Source organism: Bacillus sp. 2D03, assembly GCF_003946765.1.
Taxonomy (GTDB): Bacteria; Bacillota; Bacilli; order Bacillales; family Bacillaceae_G; genus Bacillus_A; species Bacillus_A cereus.
The window spans coordinates 126999-153011 of the sequence record NZ_RPSJ01000002.1 but is presented as its reverse complement, the minus strand read 5'-3'; the positions used below and the strand labels follow the sequence as shown (position 1 = coordinate 153011).

Here is a 26013-nt window from a genome sequence, read left to right as displayed (position 1 = left end):
TGGATAATAATATCTCTTCCACTCATTAAACTTAATATAATATATATAATGGTTAGCTAGTATTTTAACAACCACATCACATGTACTATTGCAGCTATTTATCAAATGCATTTAATTTTATTTCCATAAATATAGCAAAAAAGAGGCCCTATGGCTCTTTTTTTATCCCTTAATAACAATCTAAATATGGTAAAATATACCCATCGCTGATATGTCCAAACAGGTAATTTTCATAGCAACAAAATTACAACTAGGCTTATACAACATGATTCAAAACAAAATGAAGGAGTGTTTTAAGTGAAAGGACATATTCGAAAAAGAGGAAATAAATATTGCATCGTTATTGATATCGGTCCTGATCCAGAGACAGGAAAAAGAAGACAGAAGTGGTTTTCTGGATATAAGACAAAAAAAGAAGCACAGGCCGATGTAGCAAAGAAGATTACAGAATTGAATGAAGGAACTTTTATAGAGCCATCTAAAGTTACGCTAAAAGACTACCTAAATCATTGGCTAGAAATTAAAAGTATAAGCATAGAAAAGAGTACCTTTGCTGGCTATAGGGCATTTATCAACCAACATGTTATACCTAGTATAGGAATGGTCGCGCTCCATAAATTAAATGTTATACACATTCAAAAATGCTATAAGACTGCGATAGATAAAGGGATTGCAAACAATTCTATTCTGCTTATGCATAGAATTTTAAAGAGCGCTTTAAACCTAGCTGTAAAACAAAATATTATTTCTCGAAATCCAGCAGATTTTGCTGAGATACCTAAAAAAGAAAAACCCCCTATCCAGACTTGGACAGAGGAAGAAGTAAAAAAGTTTTTAGCTCATTCACAAGAATCACGATATCACATTGGATATCTACTTGCAATAACTACAGGTATGCGTCTAGGAGAAGTTCTAGGTTTACGATGGCAGGACATTGATTTTGAAAAACATACTGTTACAATAAATCAAACATCTGGTCATGACAATAAAATCAAAAAAACTGCAAAAACAAATTCATCAAAACGCACAATTCCTGTACCTAATGAAACAATAGAAGCCTTAAAAAAACATAAAATTTTAATCAATAAAGAGAAATTAAGGTTTGGTTCTGCTTATCTAGATCAAGATTTAATAAATTGTAATGAGTTTGGAAGAATAATAAAAAGAGCACATTTCAGAAAAAGTTTCATTAGGATGACACACAAAGTAGGTATAAAAGAAATTAAATTCCATGATTTAAGACATACACACGCAACTCTACTATTGAAACAAGGAGTTAACCCTAAAATCATCAGTGAGCGATTAGGTCATACAGATATTTCAATGACATTAAGTGTCTATTCTCATGTTTTACCGAATATGCAGGAAGAAGCAGTTAAAAACTTCGGTAAAAGTATCTTTGGATAACCTATGTTTGCAAAATGTTTGCATTTTATCAAAAAAAGTCAAACAAATGTTGTCATATCAAGGTTTGTTTGACCTATCATCTTATATTCTTGATAAAATCTCCGAATCCCTATTGAAATATTTAATAATGGAGCCTTCTCACCACCACGGGTTATGCATTGGAATCGATATACATAGGAGAAAAAATCTTGTGTTTTTTCATCTTTTATCGGCTCTGACATCGCCTCACAAATATTTTGTGATCTAAGAGGAGAAAAATAGATTTCTTCTTCATTTGTATTTTCTAAATATATAGGACGCTCACAAAAAATATGTGAGATTAAAGCGGGTACCCACTTAGAATACGTTTCATTATCATGTAGTACTGGCAAATTAGAAATCAAATCGGATTGCCATTCATATTTTGGTGGTTCTACTAATCTATTTGGCTTCCAATCATGAATAATCTCATACCAACTTTGAAAAATATAATCGAGTTGCTCTTGTTTAATAGGTTCTTTTGATACAATCCATGGTATATTTTCATTTAATACGTACGGATTATGCTGAATAAACAATATATCCGAAAACATATCATATAATCTTTTATTCAAACGTTTCAACTTACTCGTTAATAAAAACGTCTTATAATGTATCTCTACGATGTCCAGCCATTCAATAGGAAAGTATATAAATGATACCTCTTCATTTAAAAGGGGTTCTACTATATTTTCAAATGTTAACAGCCTTAATTTTTTCATAAAATGATTCCTTTCTTCGATTGTCTTGATTATCAAAAAGCTAGAACAATAATTACTTAATCTAATTCATTTAAACGAAGTATTTAAAAGAAAAGTAAAAACTATTTATCTAAACAAAACATTATCAAAATGACTCTTTTAAAAATTAAAAGTAATTATCATATACAGCACCCCTTACATTTATATTTTAATACATTTGAATTATACAATTCACTTGGTATATTGTACTTATCATTTACAATAAATTTACAAAAAACTAAAAAAACACCTTAAATCGGTGCTCTCTTTACAAATATTAAGCGTTATGTGACTGAACATATAGATAACAGTAATGCTCCAAATGAAATTGCTCCTAGTAAACCTACTACAAATCCTGTTAAACAAATACAATCAGCGAGACAAATAGAAGACTGCGATAATGGAACGAATGACCTACTTGTACCCGACCCATATTGTTTTATTTTTTCATAATTCATATCTAACATTAAATGTAGACATGTTACACCATCCTCAATAGTATGTAGAGATTCTTTTTCTAATCGCTCCAATAATTTACTATCAAAAGAAACTGATAGAGGATACTGCTTATCTAATTTCATATTTTCATAAATTAGTTGCAAACGAGATAACATATTGTTTTTCTTCTTTTCAGATGTTACTGTACATTTCATATTATTAAATTCATTTAATAACAGTGATAATTCATCTCTTTTTCCGTATAAATCTTTAGCTATTTTTCTCTTTAGTTTATACGAATGGAAAATAGATTTTAGTTCAACCATATTCATACACTTCCTAATTACATATTATTTACCCAATTATTTTATAGATAAACAGTACTTTTTAATCTTATTTAAAATACACTCAAGCAACTTATTTTACTATCGATTAACATTACATTAACCTTACACGGTTGTAATAAAATCATTAGCTAGAAGGAAGCAATGCCCAAACTAGACAGATATTTAATGATAAAACCATAAGAAAAAAACAATGATTAGATTTTAAATCTAGTCATTGCTTTATCCATCACATCTTGATTACATCTATATATCTTATTATTACTCTTTTACTTGAATGATTGAATATATCCATGAATAATGGCTATATTCTTTGTCGGCACGTACATATATAACTAATGTTTTTTAATTGATAAAGTGAAAATTTAATCAGCTCTCACCAATCGGGATTTTATGGGCAGTCCGCCACCTAACTTCTCTTTGCTCTCACTGAATTTTTTTGGGGATGTTACTACCCGCAACTAGCAAGATAGATGTTATCAATATTCATACGTTACAATAGTACCGGTAGTATCAGTAAAACCATCAAAACAGTTAGAGCAACCACCACAGCCGCCACAACCTCCACAACCAAAACAACCGAAGCAACCAATACAACGGAAGCCACCACAACGGAAGCCGCCACAACGACCTCCACCACAACCGCCACAACGACCACAACCGCCACAGCGACGAGCAGCATCTTCAATATAGTAATACGGATATTGGTTTTGCTGGTCCCAATAGACAATATTTCCAGACCGGTAATCATTAAGGCTTAACGCTTGTAGTTCTTGTTGAAACTGATTCATTTTCATAACCTCCGTTTATAAAATACAACCTCATCAATACTTCCCTATATTCCTGTTCGTTACATCTAAGTAGAAATAGCGCTATAAACTAAGTTCAATACGTACACCAACAAAGTATGACTTATCACTAGATGATGCACCTTGTTCATATACCTATTTTTACTATGGGCTCATTTTTATAAAGTGAAAATTTAATCAGTGGGGTTTTGTTCATCCCCTACCTAACTTCTTTGCTTCCGCTGAATTTTGAGGTGGGGGGCTTACTGCCCGGCAAATAGCGAGATAAATAAAAATTAAAAAATATGAATTCTAGCGTCATATCTTCATACTTACTAAGTTCAATTAATTTCTCAATAATTATGATCCATATCCTATATATTTCCGTCTGCTGCTTAGATTTTTCTGTACTGTAAATGGCTTTCGCTATAACACCTCCAAGTGACCAGTTTCTATGACGGTTAAGAAATTCCAACAAAAAAAGCCCTAATTAGGGCTTTTCATTCTATTTCTCCAGCAAATCTCTATATGAAATTGCTAATTGAAAAAAGACACATTTAGATTGATGCGTCTTTTTTTGATGCCTCTTTTGTGAAATCATATAAAGCAATTGCGCCTAAAAGAACAAGTATCCCTTGAGGAACATCTAGCAAAATAGTTTTCCAAATTTCTGGAATTACCCATTTAATATCTGCTGCTGTTTCAAGATATGTTTGGAAATAGCTGATTGTAAAATTAATTATCCCTAAAAATACAAATAACGATAAACCAAATCGAATTAATTTCTTATTTGTAAACATATAACACCTCTCAAAATTCATTGGATATTCCTGCTTTTGCTTCTTTATATTCCCATATCTCTATATCTAATTTTAACACATAAAGAACTCAAAAAGATACAATATGCATATTTGCATATTGTATGAACAGCATTCCATGATGATTTAGCAATTCCCTTAAAGAAAAAGCAAATCCATTACAATTAACAGAGCCGGTTTCTTTTCTTATTTAACTTCATACCACCAATCTTTACGTTTTTTGAATGTAAAATAAATGTGGCAGAAATTTATCCAGTTAATTCGTAGACAATTAAATTAGCTAACTTATCGATATTCTATTTCGCCATATCCGTAGCACTAATGACTTTACACAAATTTGACAAGAAAAAATATATAGATAGGTATGATCCACACCTATCTATAACATTACTTCTATTCTTTATCCAATTACGTCTTTTACGTCTGTATCCACTGGCCACTTTTCTAATGTATAAGCCATTTCCCAAAATGAATATTCATATTGACTGCTAATAATAAAATGCTGTTTCATACGCTTGCGGTCTGCCTCTGTTACTTTTTCAGCAATAGTATCTAACCGTGTAATTTGTTCTTCAACTAGCGTACGGAACCAATCAGATCCATAAGCAGAAATCCATTCGTTATAAATTGCCTCTTCCGGCTGGCACTCTTTTAAGCGTTCACCAATTTCATAATACAACCAATAGCAAGGTAAAATTGCTGCAATAATATCTCCTAAATGCCCTTCATACGCAGCACGATACATATGTGAAGTATACGCATATGCAGTTGGCGCAGGAATAAAATTATCTTTTTCTTCTTTTGTTATCCCTAGCTTTTTAGCAAAATTCTCATGTAAAGATAACTCTGCTTCATATGTATTTTGAGCATGATGTGCCATACGAGCTGTCGTCTCTAATTCAAGAGCTTTTGCAGCTCCTAAAGTTTGTACTCTAGCAAAATGGCTCAAATAATATGAATCTTGAAGCACATAATAACGAAAACTAGCTAAATCTAACGTTCCTTCACCAAGTTTTTTTACAAAAGGATGGTTAAAACTCGCTTCCCAAATTGAATCTACTTCTTTACGTAATGATTGTGAAAAAGTCATTTAAATCCCTCCAATAATATATAAAATATAACTATTTATCCACAATTATTAAAGCTGTAAAATAAAAAAACTTTCTTTACAGGCGTAAAGAAAGTGAAATTGACAGTATTTATTTACTCATTAAATAGCAACGTCTTTCCCACTTCCCTACGCTGGCATTAACCAGATCAGGTACTAAGAGTCTCAAAATCACATTTGATCTCAGCCTATAAAAGGCCCCCCTAGTGGATAAATATTTTGTTTTTATAATGTATTCATCATAGCATACTTCGTGAAACTGTCAAAAAATTAGTTATATAATTCCCTTAAAACCCTTCTTCTTTTCTAACTTTTAATGATGTTTCAATAATCATATCTAATAGTTTGCTATAACTAATTCCCGCTGCTTCTGCACTTTTTGGCAATAAACTTGATTGTGTCATCCCTGGTAATGTATTAATTTCCATTACATATGGAATTCCGTCCTTCACCATCATATCAACTCTTGCATAAACACTACATTTTAATGCTTTATAACAAGCAAGTGACGCTTTATTTACACGTTCATTAATTTCTGCTGGAAGTTCGATAACTTCCTCAACTGTACTAGTATCATCATATTTTGCATTGTAGTCAAAGAACTCGGCTGCATGTCGAATTGAAACTATAGGTAACTGTTTTCCATCCAGAATTGAACATGTAATTTCATCACCTTTTATATACTTCTCAATTACTACTTCAGAATCCCATTCGAATACAGTTTCTAGCATTGAGATCAATTCATTTTTATTATAAACGATTTTCACTCCGACACTCGATCCGCCAGAGTTTGGTTTTACTACTAATGGAAATCCTAACTTATCTAACTCATCAAGATTTAGATCCTCCATTTTTGTAAGTTCAATCCAATCTGGTGTTTCTACACCTTCATAACGTAAAATCTTTTTCGAAATATTTTTATCCATACATATACTGCTAGATAACATATTACTTCCGCTATAAGGAATTCCTAAACTCTCCAGTGTTCCTTGAACTGTCCCATCTTCTCCGTATTTTCCGTGTAACGCGAGCAACGCAAAGTCAATGTCTTTCGCTTTTTCAATTAAATCCACTTTTTCATTTAATGTAATTGGAACTATTTCATACTTATTTTTATCTAAATGAGCAATCATTTCATTCCCCGTCATAATTGAAACTTGTTTTTCAGACGATACCCCGCCCATAATAACACCGATTTTCATTTTCTCAACTCCAAATTTCATTTTTTATTGTATCACCAATTATTTTAATTCCCCGAACTATTTCTTCTTCTTTCAAGCGCGAAAACCCTAATCGGAAAGTGTTCGCTCCTTCTCCATCAGAGTAAAAAACATCTCCAGGTGAAAACGTAACGCCTTTCTCATAACACTTTTGTAAAAGTGTGCGGGCATTCATATGCTCTTCTAGTTCTATAAATAAATGAAGTCCACCATCTCCAGTCATTCTTTTGAAATGAATGTACTGGTTACATGCCCCGACAGCTAACTCATATTTTTTCTTATAAACAGATCTTGCCTTTTTTAAATATTTCTCAAAATATCCCTCATGTAAATATTGAAACAGAACAGCTTGATCTAACGTAGATGTGTGGATCGTTCTTGCTCTTTTTACGCTTTCTAAATAATGAATCAGCTCTTTATCTGCAATAATCCAGCCTACACGTAAACCAGGGAAAAGTACCTTTGAAAAGCTACTAATATAAATCACATTATTGCCAGCTCCAGCAAAAGTTAATAATGGAGCTAAATGTGAACCTGAATAACGTAATTCTTCATTAAATCCGTCCTCTATAATAGGAACCTTGTATTTTGAGAATAACCTCATCAATTCCGTCCTTTTCTCTGAACTCGTAACAATACCAGTTGGATTATGATAAGAAGGAATTAAATAAGCAAAATCAAAATCTTTTTCACGCAAACTTTTTTCAACTTCATTCGTATCAATACCATCCTCATGCATATCAATCCCATGAACTTCAAGTCCATGTAAACGGAAAAGCTTAAGTGCAGCGTGGTGAGTTGGATTCTCACAAATGACACGCCCGGATTTTTTTGATAAAGAAGAGAGTACAATATCCAATCCTTCTGTAAATCCATTTGTAATTAGAATATCTTTATTCGAAATGTCTACACCTTTCATTTCCATGTAATGAAGTAAATAATTCATTAACGGTCTATATCCCTTTGCATATCCGTAGTTCAATACGATGTCTCCTTCAATGGACATACGAGTAAGAAAAGCTCTTTTGAAATTTTCAACATCAAATAGCTTCTCATCCGGGGCTATACTATTAAAAACAATCATTCCTTTTTCCCAACGAACACCATGTTTCATTAAATCTAATTCATCCGCTAATGCGGTCACTGTATTAAGTTTATTTTTCCAATCTATTTCAACAGACGAAGTGTTAGATATATCCACCTTCGCAACAAAGTTCCCTTTTCCTTTAACTGCATAAATGAGTCCTTCTTGCTCTAAATCTGCATAAGCAGCGAGTACAGTGTTTCTACTCACACTTAGTAATTCACTTAGTTCCCTTGTTGATGGGATTTTTTGATCCCCGAGCAAATGCCCTTTCATAATCATCTTCTTCAAATAATCTTTCAATTGAATATAAACGGGACGATCTTTAACAACTTTAAAATCCTTAAACAATTCCTTACCCCCTGCAATCATTTTTGCATATTTATTTCATTCTCAAAAGGTCCACGACATATGTATTTTTTATAAAGGGCGGTACGGTCTTACAAATCTTTTCGATATAAGTTAATTACATCTTTTAAAGCTGCAGCTGCAGCGCCTCGTGGATTAGAAGCCCCACCAATTGTAGTAACTTGTCCCATCGTATCTGTAAAGAACGTAATTCCTTTTTCGGTCCCATTTACTTTTGCTAACGGATGATTTTTTTCTATTTCGCACGGTTCAACATTTAAATTGACATTGCCCCCCTCATCCTTATATGTTGATGCTATTAATTTAATAATTTTATGTTGTTCCTTAGCATTTCTAATTTGCTGTTTTGTAACGTGCTCGATTCCTTTTATATGTATATCAGTAAGTGTTTTCTCTGTTCCCATTAAGCTGTTTGTCAAAAGTAACAATTTACACGCACTATCTGAACCACTTATATCTAATATAGGGTTTGTCTCAGCAATTCCTTTATCTTGTGCTTCTTTCAGTGCTTCTTCAAATATCACATCTTCCTCATACATTTTCGTAAGAATATAATTAGTTGTTCCATTTAATATTCCTTCTATTTTTTCAATACTGCAACCCGCTAAACTAAATTGTCCGATATCTAGGGTCGGTAGTGCAGCGGCTGTTGCACCGCTATATCGAATTCGTACATTTGCGCCTCTTGCTGCTTCATTTATTTCTCTCCAGTTTGTAACGAGCGCCCCTTTAGAAATTGCTACTATATCCATCTGTTTCTCCATCGCTTGTTTCATATATTGTTTCCCTGGATTTCCATCTTTAAGATTTGTAACTGTTGATTCTACCAATACAGTACCACTTATGCTAGTTGTTGCACGTTCCTTCGGATGATACTCTAAATATTTTTCAATTGCAGCGGTACCGCCACCATACATCAATAAATGATGAAGTGATAAGCCGTCTTCATTATGTATCGCAATATTTCTCCCTAATACGCCACTTACAACTAATTGAATCCCATATGTTTCATATATATATGAATATTTTTCATTTAATAATTTTATAAACTCTCTACCTACTGTTCCGTATCCTGATAATACAACTTGAATTTTCATAATATCCCCCCATATTTTTCTACCAAATCCCTCTTTCAATATAATATAAAGCGCTCTCGAATTCCATCGAGAGCGCTTTATTATTACCTATTTCGGTAAACGTGATAGCTTTTCAGCAATTGTTCTATAAAACTCTTGAATGCTAGAAAAACCTAATGAGTCTGAAACACTTAATCCTACCATATCGAGATGATCCCAATTCGCTTTCGTTTCGATATGATTCCATTTTCCAATCTGTAATGACTCATTATTATTTACAGCAACATTAGAAGAGGGTGCAATCATAGAATTTGTATTTACTACACCATCATTTTGCCACCAAGAAGTATCAACTAACAGACGGTTTTCTTCATATCTCGCATAAGAACCTAAGAAAAATGCATTTCCCATTAACACTTTATTCATCGTTATATGAGGCAAATGTAAACCTGTTATAGGTGCTGCTTGTGATGCATGCCCACTATAGGATAAGTAATACACATCTGGTTGCGTCTTTACCCAATTATTTAACTCCTTTGCACCATCTGTACTTAAATCCCATTGACTTATATCTTTTGTATTTTTCCAAAGTGAACTATTTAGAATACGATTACTATATTGGAAAAAGGACTCTCCAGCATTTTTCTTTATACCCCATTGATCCAATTTAAAATCATATAATGATAAATTATTGTTTCCTCCAAAGCTTGCAGCTGTAATGAGTAAATCTTTAACGAACGGCAGTAGAAGACTACCATCCGCAAGTGTTGTACCGTTGTGAGGGGTTGCTAATGTTGTAACACTATGAACATATGATTTTCCGCCTTCAAATAGTGGTGATATTTTGGTGTCTGGGTGATTTTTTACATAATTCTTTTCTTCAAAACTACCTTCTTTTAATAGCTGTACTAATGTTCTAATCGTTTGTCCACCCATGCTATGTCCAACTAAATGAACTTTATTTGTTTCACTCCAATTCGGCGCAAAACCACTATAAGTTCTGCCAAAACGATTATGTCCATGTTTCTCAGCATGTACTGCACCATAGTCTACTGTCCCACCGCTAATTTGTGCATACAATTCACATGCACGATCCCAGTTACTAGAAACAGGTCCAACAGCTGCGGTATGTACCGTATAACCATTGCGTTTCAAATCTTCCTGTATATCATGAACACCACCCCAATATTTTACGCCAAGCATTTCTTCTCTACCCCATCCAGCAAATCCATTCACCAATATGATAGGATAATTATTTTGTTGCCTCTCTTCAGCGTATGATATTTTCGCTGCGAATGAACATACGGTCACTAATGCGAAAAAACATATTTTTAAAAATAACTTCCCCATACTTTCTCCCCCTAATAAAACGTTTACATTTTTCTTTTTTAAAAAATAACAGAATACTTTAATAACTTAAACATAATGTAAAGTATTTTATATACGTTGTATATATAGAAAACATATACAGATGTTGATAAATATTAATTCAAATAAACATTTACTTTTTACAATACAACTTGTAAATCTGTTTATTAGAATTTATAATTAAATATAGTTTCCTCATGTTAAAAAGATTTAAAAACCATAAGAAAACTAATCTCATTGCTTGAAAAGGAGGAAAAAAGCATGCAAATCGGATCAAATATTCATACATTATCTCAACCTACTAAAATAACTCCATCTACTCTTGAGCATAATACTATCTCTTCTACTAAACTTGAAAGTAAGAAAGTAAATGATCCTATCAAGTTCGATATTCGTTCATCCGAAAAAGAAATGAAACAGCCTGAACATAAATTTAATGAATTAGATTTATGGAAGATGTTAAAGGATAAAGGTGTTCCTTTATGGATTATACTTGAAATGCTACAAAAGGCTCGTAAAGAAAAAGAAGCACAAAATAATTCAGTTCAAAATTCAAATGCGATTGAAGAAACGAGTGAGACTCGATTAAATGAAGTAATGTAAAGCATAATAATTGATTTGTCTATAAACTAAAAAGAGTTCGAAGCTGATGAAATTTTTATCAACTTCGAACTCTTTTTTAAGGTTTTTCGCCAATCGTTACAAAGTGAAAAGATACTTCTCCTTCCAAACCTTTAATTAACTTTTTTACTTTGACATTTTCATTAACCAATGTATTATCTGTCGACATTTTAGGTTTTTCGTCACCTAGTGATTTTTTCAAATGAAGAAGATGCATTTTCATTTCATTTGCCTTTATTTCTTTATAAACACTATTTTTTGCTACAATCATATACCATTCCGTTGAATATTTACGATTGTTACCTATCCAAGCATCACTATCGTATGTAACAGGAATCTCTTCCTCTCCTATTTTAATACTTTTCATAGTCTTATTGTCTTCACTTGTAAATAATAGCGCCCCTTCTTTTGGGAATTTCGGTAACGTATCTATAATATAATTGGAGCCATTATCTTGTTTTCGAAAAAGTTTTTCTTTAATCAATGCTTGTGCTGTAGATTCATTTAAAATTAAGACATTTCCATTTCCAACTTCCCCTTTTTTCACAGAAAACACTTCATTTTCTTCCGTAATTTCCTGATAACGATTAATAATTGGTGAAATATTATTTTCATCTCCAATAATTAATACACCGTTTGCAGGAAATGGATTTTCCTTTTTAGAACATGCACTAAAACTTATTAATAGTAGTATCGTTAACATAAAAATAGTTAAAGTTCTTTTCATCTCGTTTCCTTTCATCATACAGTACATTTTTCTACATACTTTATTGTAGTCTTACAAGCTAATAAATTCTATTGCTCCATAACCTTATAAAGCTTTTGCAGATAACGCCAACGGGTTATAAAGAAATATAAAACTTGTATACATATAAATGAAATTAAAATAACGATAGAGCTATTTATGATAGAAAAATCGACTAATTGCTGTAATGCTATATAAGCGACTACAGTATGAATCACTGCAACGACAATTGGTAAAAAGAACATTAATAATAACTGTCTCGTTACAACTTTTTTTAACTCACCTTTACTTAATCCCATTTTCGAAATCATTTTATATTGCTGCTGATCGCGATCCAAATCTGTATATAATCGGAAATAAATAAAACTAGCAGCAAATGTAAAGAAGACGATTCCGACTAAAATACTTACCATAAGTAATAAACCATTCTTTTGCTTTGCTTCCAACAAGTTTAATGTTAAAGCTTCAAAGTAGAAATCTCTGTCCCTAAGATCTTTATCAAATATACTCTTTAATTGATTGGAAATCTCTTTCGTTTTTATCCAATCATCTACAACAAATCCGTAAGTACGATATGGAATTTCTTTATTAACTGGGTCACTAGTAAGAGGCATTCCATCATATACCTGATCTTGAACAGCGATATAAATAGTTCTAGAATCGTGTGGTAAAACTAAATTTTCTACAGCTTTTTTCACATGAAATGTCTTTGTCCAGTCACCTTGAATGACTTCTATATTCTTTTTATACTCGCCATTTTTAAATTCTTGTTTTTGTGATACGACTCCAGGAATTAATAAAATTTCATCTTCTTTTTCAATTGTTTCTTGTTGATAGCCTAGTGCTTTAGCAAGATCGTTGTATTCACTTAACTTCATTACATTTACGCCATTTTCTGTGTATATATATGAAGATGAAGCCATTCGATACGGAATATTAGCATCAGAAAGGTGCTTTTTTATAATAGAAAGATTTTTATTCAATACTTTGTCATTTTCAAAACTTCCATACAAAAATGTATACGGATTTGTCATCCTTACCAAATCCCTATTTCCAATTGCGGCTGTTGTACCAATTGCTGTAAATGCAACTGCTGAAACAATAGATACTATAAAAAACATCGTTGCATTATCTTTCATACGGTAAATTAATTCAGAAAATGTTAATATATTTGTTCTCTTTAAAAAGAAAGATTCTCTCCTTTTAGCAAGGCGCAATATATACACGCTACACTGTGTATATAAAAAGTACGTTCCTATAATTACTAGGAGCCACCTATTCCAAGCGTAATAAAATTGGTACTTGGTATGAAGCGAAATACTGAAAAATATCCATACCCTATACTAATTAAAGAAAGTAGCGATAATAAAACTGAAGATTTCGGTTCAGGTTTTGGCTTTTCCTCTGCTCGAATAAGTTCCACAAGTTCCGTTACTTTTATCATTTTAAATGTAAATAATGAAACAATTAAAAACAAGAAAAGAAATGTGATAACTGTTAATAATACAGCCCGCACTGGTATATAAAAAGGTAAACCATTATTAATCATTAATACACTTGCACTTATCAATAAGACTAGTTTAGAAAATATGAGTCCAATGAAAATCCCTATACAAATTGAACCAAGTCCAATCAACATATTTTCAATTAATAATAATTTCTTAAGCTGTCTCATTGACATACCTTGCATCATTAAAACGCCAAATTCTTTCTTACGCGTTTTTAAAAACGAACTAACTGAATATAAAATGAAGAAAAATGAAAATACAAAAATCAATCCTTGCGAAACTGAAAATCCCAATGTACCAAATGCACTTATTGTTGCACTTGTCGATTTCAACTCACCTTGTAAATCAGGATGAAATAATAAAAGAGCATACGTAAAGAAAATCATAATAGAAAATGCACTACTTAAAAAATGGGCAGCATATGTACGCTTATTACGAAAAATATTATTAAATGCGAACTGACGAAAAGTCATGCCTTTTCCCTCCTAACAAAGAAAGGACATCCATAATCTTTTGATAAAAGGCTTGTCTGCTTTCACCACAATAAATTTCGTTATATAGTTGACCATCTTTAATAAAGATTACTCGGCTGCAAAAGCTCGCTGCATACGGATCATGTGTAACTAACATCATCGTTGCTTTTTCTTCTTTATTTAGAGTATCCAGCATCTCCATTACATCATTTGAAGATTTAGAGTCCAAGTTCCCTGTTGGTTCATCTGCAAGTAATAATTGCGGCTTATGAACAATCGCACGAGCGATTGCTGTCCTTTGAGCTTGTCCCCCTGATATTTCAAACGTTCTTTTATTCAATATATCTGTAATATTTAACTTCTCTGCAATCTCTTCCAATCGCTTGTTCATTTCTTGCACGGAAACACCATCTAAAGTCATCGGCAATACGATGTTTTCTTTTACAGTAAGTGTGCTAAGAAGATTAAATGATTGAAAAACAAATCCTAATTGTTTTCTGCGGAATAACGCTAATTCTTCTGATGATAATTGAAAAGGATTTGTGTCATTAATAAATATTTCTCCCGATGATGGAGAATCAATAGTAGATACCATATTTAATAACGTTGTTTTTCCGCTACCTGATGGACCCATAATTCCTACAAATTCACCTTCTTGAATTGATAAATCAATATCTACTAATGCTTTATAAGGTACTTTCCCTTTATATACTTTACTAATACTTTTTGCATGTAAAATTTCCATGTATATTCTCCCTTCATTTCCACTGCTCACTATAAAGTGTAAATGAATTGTCTTACAGCTCATATTGATTCATCTTTCATTTACCTTACACGCTTGTAAGATTTCTAAAAAAACTGACAACATAATTATTTCAAACTAAAATTAACGCATAACTATCTTATAATAATTGTATAGTAGTAGGAAATATAATGTATAATAAATCTTTATTATATAAATGAGAAAAGACCGATTGCTATCGGTCTTTTACTACCAAACGTTATATTTTTATCCACTCAGATTTTCTCAATATATAATGATTATATATTTGATTTTCTATCCTCTGTTGGCTCTTATAAATAAACCCGCATTTTTCAATAACTTTATTTGATGCTACATTGTTAATTAAAGCAATTGCGTTAAGGACATTTAAATTTGTTTCTTTAAACAAATAGTCAATTAAACCTTTAGTCGCTTTTGTAGCATGGCCATGATTTTGATATTCATTTGAGATAGCATACATTACCTCTCTGTTTGGTGAAGGGAGTTCTTCTTTCATACCTGTGCAGCACCATCCAATGAGTTCATTTGTAGCTTTCTTAAATATTCCTAGCTTTAACATATAATTATCTATGTTATTCGTAGTTTTCACTGCATCAAGAAATGCTTTGTTTGCTGGTATTTCATAATCTGCAATCCAATCCACCCTTTGTTCTTTCGTTGATTTCCAGTCTGGTAAAAATTTTGCTATTTCCGGTTGATTTGCTATTTTATAAATACTCTCTGCATCTTTGACCGTAAACTCTTGCAAGTATATATCTCCACAATCTATTTTAAATAACTTAGTGAATCTCTCTTCTCCCATGTTAATCCCCCTTACTTACGTTATAGCTCCTTAATCTGCTTCGTAAGTTCAATAAACCGTTCATCCAGTGCTTTATATTCTTTGTCTTTAGAAGTTAAAAAGCTTAATTTCCCTAATACTTCTTGTCTCTCTGTTTCTAACGTTAAACGTAGCTCTTCAATATCATCTCTTGTTTTAGTAGGTTCTTCTAGCTGCTTTTGTATCGTATTGTTTGAAAACACGAGTTTTGTGTTAGTTGTTTTCTCCAGAAAATATCGATCGTGAGATACAATTACTAATGTTCCGTTATACTCAGCTAATGTATTTTCAAGTTGTTCACGTGAAGGTAGATCCAAGTGATTCGTCGGTTCGTCTAAAATGAGTACATCTTTTTCATCTAAAATATAAGCCATTAGCTTACACTTTACTCTTTCTCCCATACTCATATGCTCAATCGGCTCTTTCCATTGAGACGCTTGGAATCCTAAATGTTTCATTAAATTTTGGACTTTTCCTCGTTCTTCAAACGTCTCTTTAAAAAATAAATTTTCTGGTGTTTTATCAAGCGGTAAATCAAAAACTTCTTGTGTTAAATAGCCGATGTTTGCTGAAGGTGAAATCCATATTTCTCCTTCAGCAGTTTCCATTCCCATAATCATCTTCAGTAATGTTGTTTTCCCACTACCGTTTGGTCCAACAATCGCAACTTTCTCACCGTGCTGAATTGTAAAATTAACGTTTTCAAATAATACTTTCCCATGAAAGTCTTTTTTTAATTGCTTTACTTCTAAAAAGCGTTTTCCTACTTTTTTGTTCGCTTGAATAGAAAACTCAACTGAATACTCTTCTTTCACACGTTCTACTTTCGTTTTCTCCAGCTCTTTTTCAAGTCGTTTTCGTTTTGACTTCACTTGTGCATCCATTCGCTTCGCTTTTACACGATAGAATTCTTTCACACCTTCTTGTTTTGTAGACTGCGCGTGTGCCTTTTGTGACCATGAACTCAATTCTTTTATATGTGTTTCTACTTGTTCTATCTTTTTTTGCTGCTTTTCATATTCACGCTGCTGCGACTTTCTTTTTTGCTCACGTGCTTTCATGTAGCTCGTATAATTACCACTATGCTCAATTAATTTTTTGTCCTCAATTGACCATATTTTTGTTGCGACAACATCTAAAAAATATCGATCATGTGATACAACGATAACTGTACCTTTCATGTTTTTTATTTGTTTAATGAGAAATCCCGTACTGATCTCATCTAAATGATTTGTCGGTTCGTCTAATATTAAGACATTAGGATTTTCAGCAAATCCTTTTGCTAATCGAATTTTCAGCTTTTCACCACCACTTAAAGTATGAAAATCGTTCGTTGGCACGCCCCATTTCGCAAGAAGTTCTGCTTCTTTTGCAATTACATCATTACTAATAAAAGATTCTATTTCTTGCTCAACATATGCGGTTGTCATATTCATTTGCTGCCATTCAACAATCCCTTTTGAAGGCTCAATCTTTCCATTTATTAATTGAAGTAACGTTGATTTACCAGCACCGTTTTTACCAATTAATCCGATAACATCCCCTTGTTTTACTGTCACATTCATTTTCTCTAACAACATATTTTCTTTTATTTCAACATAAACATCATTTAATTTTAATAGTTCTTTCATAATACCGATCCCTTTCATTAAGGGAGAATAAAAAAATCCTCCCAAATAAATTTGGCAGGATTAGTCGTTAAAATATTCACACCCAAATAAGCTATTACGTAACATAAATAGCAATACCGTTCTATGGAAATTGGGCAGACTAATCCTATTTTTTAGAAATTGAAATTTATTGAATTTCAACATTTAAAAATAAGATTAGTTAATCATCGTCCACCCATCATTCCTTTCTGTCATTAATAACCATATTGTACCATGATAATACTGTATGCGTAAATATTATTATTTGTACTTCAAAAGCAATTATTTTTCTTCAAGTTTATTTTTACAATTTCATGTGCTCATATCTTTAATTTTTACTAATTTGTATCATTTATTCATATGAAAACTTTTTAAAAAATACAAAACAAGGCTAAAAAACTTATCTCCAACGTTCTTTAGCCTTGATCACTTTTTACACATTAAAAAATATTACTCGTACTACCGTACCTTTATCAACTTCTGAATGGATTTCTACACTATGTCCTAATTGCTTCGTAATTTCATATACGAGATATAGCCCCATTCCTGTTGATTCTTTAAAATCTCTACCGTTTTCTCCTGTAAAGAAAGGTTTGAAGACTCTTGGTAAATCTTGCTTCGGTATACCTACGCCATTATCAGCAATTTCAAGTATAACGGTATTACCTTCCTTACAAGCTTTCACTTTAATCTTTTCTCTACTACCTGATGAATATTTAATCGCATTCGATAGTATTTGCCCAATTAAAAATTGTAACCATTTCGCATCACTTTCTACAGTAATGTCCTTATCAATTTCAAGCTCTGGATATACAAAATTCCGGATAAAGAACCGTTTATGCTCATGTACCGAATCATTCACTATTTTATGTAGTTGTACTCTTTCTACATAAAAATCTTGTGTAAATGCTTCTAAACGTGCGACATACAGAGCCATTTCTAATCCCTTTTTTAATCGATCAGTTTCCTCATTTATACTTTCAAAACGTGAATCTACTTCATCCTGTGTAATTAATTCTATTACAGATAAAGGTGTTTTCATTTGATGAATCCACTGATTCATAAAGGTTAAATGGTCATTATTTTTTCTCTCTTGCATTTGCAGCTGATTTTGATAATGTCGATATTGCACCTCAAGTAGTTCTTGAAGAGCAGCCGATACAGCTGCAAAATCAGATTTTTGAACAGATTCATCCAAAGATTGCATCGGGTTTGCTAAGCGCTCATAAAAAGAACGATGTGTAAAATAACGAAACACTAAATAACTTCCCATAAAGAAAGCCCCTAGAAACATTGCATATAACGCCGTTGTAATATGATTATGCCCATCAAACCAATATACGAGAAATATAGCTAGTAGTTGAATTATAGTAAAGCAAATAAGTGGTATATGATCACGTATAAACAACCTTATCATTTTTCTATACCAGTATCCCAAGTAATATGCAATCTATATCCAACACTACGAATCGTTTCAATCGCACCTTCTATATGTAACGTTTGTAACTTTTTACGCACACGTGTTGTATTTACACTTAATGTATTATCATCAACATAAGATTCGCTATCCCATAATTTATTTAACAACACTTCCCTACTCACAACACGCGGATAATTTTTCATTAATGTCTCTAATAAAATAGCTTCGTTTCTCGTTATATCAATCTCTTCGTTTCTAAGTTTCAATACAAGTCTTTCAGGATATAAACAAAGGCCTTGTTGCTCAATCATTCGCTCTTCTAGTTTCGGTGCATAATCTCCATATGCACGTCTTAAATGACTACGAATTTTCGCCACTACAACTTCATAATGAAAAGGCTTCGGAATAAAATCATCGCCACCATTTTCTAACGCCATAACTTGATCCATCGTGCCTTCACGGGCCGAAATGAATAGTATCGGACATGTAGAAACACCGCGAATTTGACGACACCAAAAGTACCCATCAAAACTCGGTAAATTAATATCTAATAAAACTAACTCTGGTTGTTCATCTAAAAAAATGTCTAATACATTTTGAAAGTCCGATACAATAACTCCTTGATAACCATATTTCGCGACATGTGTTGATAATAGTTCTGCAATTTTCATATCGTCTTCTACAATCATAATTTTGACCATTATTGAACTCCTTTTTAATCCACATTCTCAAATATACTTATATAAAATAAATACTACCCCTTTTCACAAAATCCGTAAATTAAAAAAGGATGCTTTTATACAAAAGTATCCTTTTTCGTCCCTTATCTATTTAATATGAAATTTACTAAAAGTAAATCCTAGTTTCTCCACATAATCCATCCCTAATTCCATACGCGCCGTTTTCAACGGATCCACAACTTGGCAAACTTTTAAATTACCTGCTGCCGATAATAAAAGAGTTGCATCAGCTTTAGACATTGCTAATTCTTCATGTAAAAATTTCACCATATTATGTACAGCACGACTTGCTGCATCATCTAACAATTTCTCTGAAGCAATCGTCATCATTTTTTCTTTTTGAATAGCCATTGGTAACGGCCATTTCTTTCTTTTTATAATTTGAACTGTTACCGTTACCTCACCAGCAACCTCTACACCACTAACACCAATTTCACCATCACCCATTGCTGCGTGTAAATCACCTAACGTTAATAGTGCTCCTGGGACATTAACTGGTAGTAGTAATGTTGTTCCTTCTTTAATTTCTTTACAGTCCATATTCCCGCCGTGATCATGCGGTGTGCCACATGAAATGCTCTTTTCTTTCGGTGCAGTACCAATCACCCCAATCATTGGATTAATCGGGATTTGTAGTTCACTTGAAAACAAAACATGTTCGTTATGTATTGGGACAATTTTCACTGTATTTTCATTTAACTCATCCCCCATTACACCAAGGTTTGCACCTGTAGTTAAAACGCCCTGCTCTGCAATTTTAATTTTTTCAATCGTTACAACTAATATATCGCCAGGTTCTGCTCCTTTAATATATACAGGTCCAGTCGCTGGATTAATTCGATTCCAATCTAATTCTTGAAACACAATATCTTCAGAATCGATTTGATTTTCAAAGCAATCATATGTTTCAAATACAAGACTGCTCCCAATTTCCACTTCCATACACGGCTTATTCTCTGGTGACATTGAGTAAATGATATGGTCTTTATGAATTCGATACATAATACCTCTCCCTTTTATATTTATCTACTATTACTAATTAGCTTTTTTTATACAAGCTCCTCTTAAAATTAAATGTTATTTTTATGTAAAAAAGCACGCAGATTGTTTTATAACATACACTCTTTACTATAACAGAAAGGTGGTATCACTATGCCCCTTATTCCATACAACGAAAGTGATGTTGATTTACTAGCTCGTTTAATTCGTGCTGAAGCTGAGGGCGAAGGTCGCCAAGGTGAGGAGTTAGTTGGATGCGTTGTAGTAAACCGTGTATTTTGTGATTGCTTAGATTTTAAACAACTCCGTACCGTACGAGACGCTGTATATCAAAGCCCCGGCGGATTTGAAGCAGTACAATATGGATATTTTTATCAACGCGCTCGTGAATCAGAAAAAGAAATCGCACGAAAAGTTTTACAAGGTGAATGGCGCTGGCCTGCACGATGGGCTCTTTGGTATTTCCGTCCAGTTGGAGCTTGTCCACCTGAATGGTATAATCAGCCATTTGTAGGACAGTTTAAAAGCCATTGTTTTTATGAACCAAGTGGTGATGAATGTCCGAAAATGTATTCACGATAGTAAAAAAGAAAACACCGAAAGTACCTGCTTTTATATATACTTTCGGTGTTTTCTTTTCATTCAAGTAATCTAATAGTAAGATAAAATATTTAACTCCTATAACATTTTATTAATCGAATATTCAACATGTACTGAAGTTTCTTAGACTAATAGAAACCAAATGGTATATAAGAGATTATCACTAAATAACAACTTTTAGTTTTAATGTATATATTTATTTATAAAAAAATGATAAACTAATTTACGCATTGGAAAAATTTTATAATGATAAAAAGGGGATCACTATGAAATTACTACGTTTATTTCTCATTCTAACTCTTGTTGTATTATTAAGCGCATGTGGTAATACAGCAGTAAAAGTCACCAAGGTTCAAAAAAACGGCGAAACAACTTTAAACATTGGCTCCCTGAAAGGGTATTACGATGTACAAACGATCAAAACTGAACAAGGAAATGTACAATTTCCTTTTGATGCAACCGTTGAAGAGGGTACAATTTTATTACAAATCACTAAAGACGATAAAGTCATTTACGAAGAAGAAGTCACTTCTCAAAAAGAAGGTTTACTTTCTTTTGAAGCACCAAAATCTGGATCTTATAATTTAATTGTACGCGTAAAGAACGAAAAAGAAAAAGCAAAAGGTATACAAATACATACAAAACTATAAAAAAAACGGCAAGCGAATTCTAGCTTGCCGTTTTTATTTCTAACTCAATTTTCATAATATATACTTATCGATTAAACGAATTGTTTTGTGTATACTTCATCTTTATTTACATTCTATATTTAGACATTATTCTTAAAAAATCTTCTAAAATAAAAATTAAGTTATGACTTCCGGAATTTTAGTTTAATTACCTAAAAAAATTCTTTATCGCTTCTAATTGAATTTTATGACTACACTCATCACAACAATATGCCCCGTTTGGTTTCTCTTTAAATCGCTTATATTTTTCACTGCCTTCGTAAACACGAAATATATTCTTACAAGAAAAGCAAACAATTTCATAAAACATCATATGCATTTTCCTCTCCTTGTTTATACACTTTTTTAATCACTTGTGAGAAGGTCATTTTTCTACAGTATAAATCTTAATATCCTCTGACTAAAAGGTTTACCTCTATTCTTATCGAATTATATTAATATCTTATAACGCGAGGTGAACATCTTGTTCAGTAATATAGAATTAGTTTTAGATGCTAAAGCAAGTTTAGCTGAAGGACCATGTTGGAATGAAAAAAAGCAACTTTTATATTGGGTTGATATTATGGAGAGAAAATTATGCATCTACAATCCTACCGCTAATACGAACCGAGTAATTGCACTCAATCAACAAATTGGCTGTGTTGTTCCATATTTAGAGGATGTACTACTCTTAGCTATGGAAAAAGGCTTTTATTCTATTAATGTAAATACCGAAAAACTGACACATATTTTTGACCCTGAACCACATTTAATAGAAAATCGTTTCAATGATGGAAAATGTGATCCAGCTGGTCGTTTCTGGGCAGGTTCTACAGATACATACGGTATGAATGCTGCAGGTTCCTTGTATTGTTTACATCATAATTTAAGTGTAGAGAAAAAAGTTTCACATGTAAATACATCAAATGGAATTGCTTGGTCACCTGATCATACATACTTTTACTTTATAGATACACCTACTAAAAAAGTGGTTCGCTATCAATATAATATACGTACTGGAGACATTCATAATCCAAGTGATGTAATCAATTTCTCTGAAAATGATGGTCTACCTGATGGTATGACAATTGACGAAGAAGGTTGTTTATGGATTGCACATTGGGGAGGTTCAAAAATAACTAGATGGAATCCATCTACTGGAGAACAAATATTAAATATTCCAATTCCAGCTTTATATGTAACATCATGTACATTTGGAGGACCTAATTTAACAGATTTATATGTTACAACAGCCAGAACAAGAATGACGGATGACGAATTAAAAGAGTATCCACATGCTGGTGGTATTTTTCGAATTCAAACAAATATAAAAGGTTGTCCTACATATGAATTTTGCAATAAAAATATTGGGGCTGAAACAATATGAACCGTATCGATTACATAAGACAAGAAGAAAAGAAATATCACGACCTTTGCTATGAACAATATAAACTATTTGAAATTGGCTCTTGGCTGTACAAACCGGTTAAAACAGTTATGGACTTGATGGATCACTTTGAAGGACAAAACAACTTGCAAGTACTTGATCTTGGCTCTGGCGTCGGTAGAAATAGCATTCCAATTGCACAAAAATTAAGAAATACTAGCGGCACTGTTACATGTGTTGATTTACTTAATTCCGCTTTAACAAAGCTACAAACTTATAGCAAAGAACATGATGTATTCGAGGTTATAAAAACAGAACAAGCAGAAATTGAAAACTATCATATTGACTCTAACGCTTATGATTATATCGTTGCAGTATCAAGTTTAGAGCATGTTAAATCAAAAGAAGATTTTAAAAAAGTGCTCCATTCTATGAAACAAGGGACAAAAAACGACGGTATTAATTGTTTAATTATTAACTCTAACATACAAGAAATTGTTTTAAAAACGAATGAAGAATTAGAAGCTTTAATTGAAATTAATCTCCCAACTGATGAAATGATACATCTATTAAAAAGTATTTATAAAGGATGGAAAGAAGTAAAAGTTGAAATAAAAGAATTAGCTTATAATATAGTTCGTAATGAAAGACACATTCAATTAAAAACAAATGCTATAACGTTTGTAGTTCAGAAATAATCGTATAATAAAGATATGGTTATTTCTCTCAGATTTATTTTTATTGGACGAAATTTGCAAGTATAAATATTTATGAAACAAAAAAAATAAAAGAGCACTTGTTTCCGCAAGTGCTCTTTTGGGGATTTTGAGATACCCTATTAACGAAAGTTAAGGTTACTTAAAGTTAAAAGGTATTTATATTATATGCTTGTCCTTTTTATTTGTGCATAATCAATATATAAACATCTTTAATCATTCTTAATAACTTTTAGTTATCGTTCTTTCTTACATTTTATCATTAAGAAATTGATTGAAGGTTTATTTACTATGTTCTTATTTGGTTCATCAATTTCCGAAACTTGTACTAATCCATATTGATTAAAATCTTTTTTTATAGATTCAGAATCATAGAAGAACATTTTTACACCTTCCATTATCTCATAATAATCTTTATCCAACTGTTTTCTTTTTCCGTACATGGGAGCTTTTTTAGAAACAGTTGTAAAAACCATATATCCTCCTGGTTTTAACTGATTATAACAATCTTCAATAAATTTCTCTCTTTCCTGTCCATTCAACAAATGAAGAAGTGCATGACTAAATATCCCATCATACAGTTTATTATCAAAAGGCATTTCGTTTACTGAACCGTGATACATACTAACATCTTCTAGTCCGTTTTCTCTTGCTAAATCGATCGCTGTTTTCGAAATTTCAATACCTGTTACATTTATACTATTTTCGATAAATACCTTTGCGTTTCTACCATATCCAATACCGGGAACTAATATGTCCTTAATGTTCTTTTCTAGAAAAAAATCTTTTGTCAAAATTGCAGATTCTGTAGGTTCAAATCCCCACATTGTTTGTTTCTCAATAAAACTTGATTCCCAAAATTCCATTTTATTTTTATCTCCTTATTCTTATCTCATGTTTAATATCACATGAAAGACCTATTCATTTTAACGCTGCTTTTTTCACCACAGTCACTATAGCTCCATTGAATATAGCATATTAATAAGCCTATATCTAATTTAAAGATTGGCTGAATATCTATTCTAAATATTAACTTTTACATTTAGAAAAAATAAAAAATGCCAATAATTCAATTGTATATTGGCATTTCACATAAGAAATTATCTTTTTATTTTGTGCTGATCTAATGTTTTTTCTAACATTTCTAAAGTTATCGGTTGAGCTTTCTCTATTAATTGATAACCAATACGTCCATTCGGCTCAGCTGTAACTTGCTGCAAAATCTTTAAATCATGTATTCCTTTTTCTCTTAATTGCATATAAAGTTGTTGTTCAGACATTTTTGCCTTCATCAAGTTCGCTTTAATAATCTCTCCATTTTCAACAATTACAAAGCTACTGCCATTTAGGAATTGTTCCGCCTCCCTTGATTTCAGTTCAAAGAAATGAATGATAAGAAGTACGCTTGCAAATATTACAGCTGCAAATATAGATGGGACTACTTTCCTACTTAATACAGGCTCTACAATAATACGCGCAATTGATACTACTATGATGATTTCAGCTCTTGTCATTTGGCTAACAGATTTACTACCTGTCATTTTTAATGCAAGAATCCCAGTGAGAATTAAAATAATGCTTTCAACAATAATATGCATAATAGCCCAATCCTTTAATGGTAAATGTTATTAGCATTCTAGATGCACTTTAAACTTTTTGGTGAAAATTAAAACTTACATATATAGAAAATGGATCTATTTAGATCCATCTTTTTTCAATAAGAATTTGATGATCTATTTTCTATTGTCAAAAAAACAAAAGCACCCAAATGGATGCGTATAGATTAAACTTATTCATTATTACTTTCTCCACTTTGATCATCAACTGATTTCGAGTCTAACATGCTGCCTATATCAGGCGGTAAGGCTAGCTCTATACCAGCTACTGGTTGATTATCTTCATTAAACCATTGTTTCTTAAATTTACTCAATTCTTCATTTTTCTTATTTCCATCCATATTACCCCGCCTTTTATGTACGTGATATTAAATACTTTACTTAATATGTACATTGAGAAAGATAATATACGATTTGTACATAATGAAAGAGCAACAACCCGTTGTGCCTATTAAAAATTAACACGTACATGCTACTCCTCGTTTTATT

General features: G+C 32.1%; 26 protein-coding genes, 1 pseudogene and 1 riboswitch. Of the genes and pseudogenes, 6 read left to right on the top strand and 21 right to left on the bottom strand.

Features of this window, described 5'->3' with window-relative positions:
• Positions 1 to 297 precede the first annotated feature (297 nt).
• Entirely contained in the window at positions 298 to 1407 is a 1110-nt protein-coding gene (locus EBQ15_RS05755; RefSeq protein WP_000675850.1) for a site-specific integrase, read from the top strand.
• A gap of 38 nt (positions 1408 to 1445) precedes the next feature.
• Here the strand turns inward: EBQ15_RS05755 and EBQ15_RS05750 are convergent, their stop codons facing one another.
• The 9 genes from EBQ15_RS05750 to EBQ15_RS05710 form a co-directional block, all read right to left on the bottom strand.
• The gene (locus EBQ15_RS05750; protein WP_000736191.1) at positions 1446 to 2147 is read right to left on the bottom strand and encodes a pPIWI_RE module domain-containing protein; all 702 of its coding nucleotides are present in this window, start codon (positions 2145 to 2147) and stop codon (positions 1446 to 1448) included.
• A 302-nt stretch (positions 2148 to 2449) separates the two neighbouring features.
• Positions 2450 to 2935, bottom strand: a complete 486-nt coding sequence (locus EBQ15_RS05745; protein WP_001999865.1) for a hypothetical protein — start codon at positions 2933 to 2935, stop codon at positions 2450 to 2452.
• A gap of 491 nt (positions 2936 to 3426) precedes the next feature.
• Positions 3427 to 3738, bottom strand: coding sequence for a heterocycloanthracin/sonorensin family bacteriocin (locus tag EBQ15_RS05740; RefSeq protein ID WP_001071365.1), 312 nt, complete (start codon positions 3736 to 3738; stop codon positions 3427 to 3429).
• Between the two features lie 554 nt (positions 3739 to 4292).
• A complete protein-coding gene (locus tag EBQ15_RS05735; protein WP_002101034.1) occupies positions 4293 to 4556 on the bottom strand; it encodes a DUF3937 family protein in 264 nt (87 codons plus the stop codon).
• 397 nt (positions 4557 to 4953) lie between these two features.
• Complete coding sequence (gene tenA / locus EBQ15_RS05730; protein ID WP_000144508.1) at positions 4954 to 5643, bottom strand: thiaminase II; 690 nt, start codon at positions 5641 to 5643, stop codon at positions 4954 to 4956.
• A 127-nt stretch (positions 5644 to 5770) separates the two neighbouring features.
• Positions 5771 to 5876: riboswitch (TPP riboswitch) on the bottom strand.
• Positions 5877 to 5948: 72 nt separating this feature from the next.
• On the bottom strand, positions 5949 to 6863 hold the full coding sequence (locus EBQ15_RS05725; RefSeq protein WP_001999863.1) for a D-alanine--D-alanine ligase: 915 nt from the start codon (positions 6861 to 6863) through the stop codon (positions 5949 to 5951).
• A gap of 4 nt (positions 6864 to 6867) precedes the next feature.
• Complete coding sequence (gene pdxR, locus EBQ15_RS05720; protein ID WP_000471609.1) at positions 6868 to 8316, bottom strand: MocR-like pyridoxine biosynthesis transcription factor PdxR; 1449 nt, start codon at positions 8314 to 8316, stop codon at positions 6868 to 6870.
• Positions 8317 to 8405: 89 nt separating this feature from the next.
• Entirely contained in the window at positions 8406 to 9431 is a 1026-nt protein-coding gene (locus EBQ15_RS05715; RefSeq protein ID WP_000701767.1) for a homoserine dehydrogenase, read from the bottom strand.
• A gap of 87 nt (positions 9432 to 9518) precedes the next feature.
• Positions 9519 to 10760 carry an esterase/lipase family protein gene (locus EBQ15_RS05710; protein ID WP_000517068.1) on the bottom strand — a complete coding sequence of 414 codons (1242 nt, stop codon included), beginning with the start codon at positions 10758 to 10760 and terminating at the stop codon, positions 9519 to 9521.
• 279 nt (positions 10761 to 11039) lie between these two features.
• On the opposite strand from EBQ15_RS05710, the gene EBQ15_RS05705 reads away from it, so the two are divergent.
• Complete coding sequence (locus EBQ15_RS05705; protein WP_001165518.1) at positions 11040 to 11381, top strand: DUF3914 domain-containing protein; 342 nt, start codon at positions 11040 to 11042, stop codon at positions 11379 to 11381.
• Positions 11382 to 11457: 76 nt separating this feature from the next.
• On the opposite strand, the gene EBQ15_RS05700 is transcribed toward EBQ15_RS05705, so the two are convergent.
• From EBQ15_RS05700 to EBQ15_RS05665, 8 genes and pseudogenes are all read right to left on the bottom strand, one after another.
• Complete coding sequence (locus tag EBQ15_RS05700) at positions 11458 to 12144, bottom strand: lipoprotein BA_5634 family protein (protein WP_000975419.1); 687 nt, start codon at positions 12142 to 12144, stop codon at positions 11458 to 11460.
• Between the two features lie 50 nt (positions 12145 to 12194).
• Positions 12195 to 14125: pseudogene (locus EBQ15_RS05695) on the bottom strand (ABC transporter permease).
• A complete protein-coding gene (locus EBQ15_RS05690; RefSeq protein ID WP_000404273.1) occupies positions 14100 to 14870 on the bottom strand; it encodes an ABC transporter ATP-binding protein in 771 nt (256 codons plus the stop codon). The pseudogene EBQ15_RS05695 and the gene EBQ15_RS05690 overlap by 26 nt, the downstream one beginning before the upstream one ends.
• Before the next feature lie 256 nt (positions 14871 to 15126).
• Positions 15127 to 15711: a GNAT family N-acetyltransferase gene (locus tag EBQ15_RS05685; protein WP_000503530.1), complete on the bottom strand. Its 585-nt coding sequence runs from the start codon at positions 15709 to 15711 to the stop codon at positions 15127 to 15129.
• A gap of 20 nt (positions 15712 to 15731) precedes the next feature.
• Entirely contained in the window at positions 15732 to 17360 is a 1629-nt protein-coding gene (gene abc-f, locus EBQ15_RS05680) for a ribosomal protection-like ABC-F family protein (RefSeq protein WP_016117980.1), read from the bottom strand.
• Between the two features lie 451 nt (positions 17361 to 17811).
• On the bottom strand, positions 17812 to 18795 hold the full coding sequence (locus EBQ15_RS05675) for a sensor histidine kinase (protein ID WP_002103134.1): 984 nt from the start codon (positions 18793 to 18795) through the stop codon (positions 17812 to 17814).
• Positions 18792 to 19499 carry a response regulator transcription factor gene (locus tag EBQ15_RS05670; RefSeq protein WP_000238990.1) on the bottom strand — a complete coding sequence of 236 codons (708 nt, stop codon included), beginning with the start codon at positions 19497 to 19499 and terminating at the stop codon, positions 18792 to 18794. Before EBQ15_RS05670 ends, EBQ15_RS05675 begins: the two co-directional genes overlap by 4 nt.
• Before the next feature lie 126 nt (positions 19500 to 19625).
• Positions 19626 to 20540: an acetamidase/formamidase family protein gene (locus tag EBQ15_RS05665; protein WP_000285658.1), complete on the bottom strand. Its 915-nt coding sequence runs from the start codon at positions 20538 to 20540 to the stop codon at positions 19626 to 19628.
• Positions 20541 to 20690: 150 nt separating this feature from the next.
• Here EBQ15_RS05665 and EBQ15_RS05660 point away from each other — a divergent pair, with 150 nt between their 5' ends.
• Both EBQ15_RS05660 and EBQ15_RS05655 read left to right on the top strand, forming a co-directional pair.
• Entirely contained in the window at positions 20691 to 21119 is a 429-nt protein-coding gene (locus tag EBQ15_RS05660) for a cell wall hydrolase (protein WP_001128398.1), read from the top strand.
• Between the two features lie 284 nt (positions 21120 to 21403).
• Positions 21404 to 21787: a BA_1872 family lipoprotein gene (locus EBQ15_RS05655; protein WP_000771814.1), complete on the top strand. Its 384-nt coding sequence runs from the start codon at positions 21404 to 21406 to the stop codon at positions 21785 to 21787.
• 187 nt (positions 21788 to 21974) lie between these two features.
• On the opposite strand, the gene EBQ15_RS05650 is transcribed toward EBQ15_RS05655, so the two are convergent.
• Positions 21975 to 22145: a DUF2197 domain-containing protein gene (locus tag EBQ15_RS05650; protein ID WP_000551047.1), complete on the bottom strand. Its 171-nt coding sequence runs from the start codon at positions 22143 to 22145 to the stop codon at positions 21975 to 21977.
• A 144-nt stretch (positions 22146 to 22289) separates the two neighbouring features.
• Between EBQ15_RS05650 and EBQ15_RS05645 the strand changes: the two genes are divergently transcribed.
• Entirely contained in the window at positions 22290 to 23192 is a 903-nt protein-coding gene (locus EBQ15_RS05645) for an SMP-30/gluconolactonase/LRE family protein (RefSeq protein WP_000492422.1), read from the top strand.
• Positions 23189 to 23890 (top strand): class I SAM-dependent methyltransferase, encoded by a 702-nt coding sequence (locus EBQ15_RS05640; protein ID WP_001079461.1) that lies wholly within the window; start codon positions 23189 to 23191, stop codon positions 23888 to 23890. Before EBQ15_RS05645 ends, EBQ15_RS05640 begins: the two co-directional genes overlap by 4 nt.
• A 254-nt stretch (positions 23891 to 24144) precedes the next feature.
• Here the strand turns inward: EBQ15_RS05640 and EBQ15_RS05635 are convergent, their stop codons facing one another.
• The 3 genes from EBQ15_RS05635 to EBQ15_RS31045 form a co-directional block, all read right to left on the bottom strand.
• Positions 24145 to 24774 carry a class I SAM-dependent methyltransferase gene (locus EBQ15_RS05635; RefSeq protein WP_000397590.1) on the bottom strand — a complete coding sequence of 210 codons (630 nt, stop codon included), beginning with the start codon at positions 24772 to 24774 and terminating at the stop codon, positions 24145 to 24147.
• 234 nt (positions 24775 to 25008) lie between these two features.
• The gene (locus EBQ15_RS05630) at positions 25009 to 25506 is read right to left on the bottom strand and encodes a DUF421 domain-containing protein (protein WP_000547582.1); all 498 of its coding nucleotides are present in this window, start codon (positions 25504 to 25506) and stop codon (positions 25009 to 25011) included.
• A 191-nt stretch (positions 25507 to 25697) separates the two neighbouring features.
• Complete coding sequence (locus EBQ15_RS31045; RefSeq protein ID WP_000348947.1) at positions 25698 to 25865, bottom strand: hypothetical protein; 168 nt, start codon at positions 25863 to 25865, stop codon at positions 25698 to 25700.
• Positions 25866 to 26013: the final 148 nt, after the last annotated feature.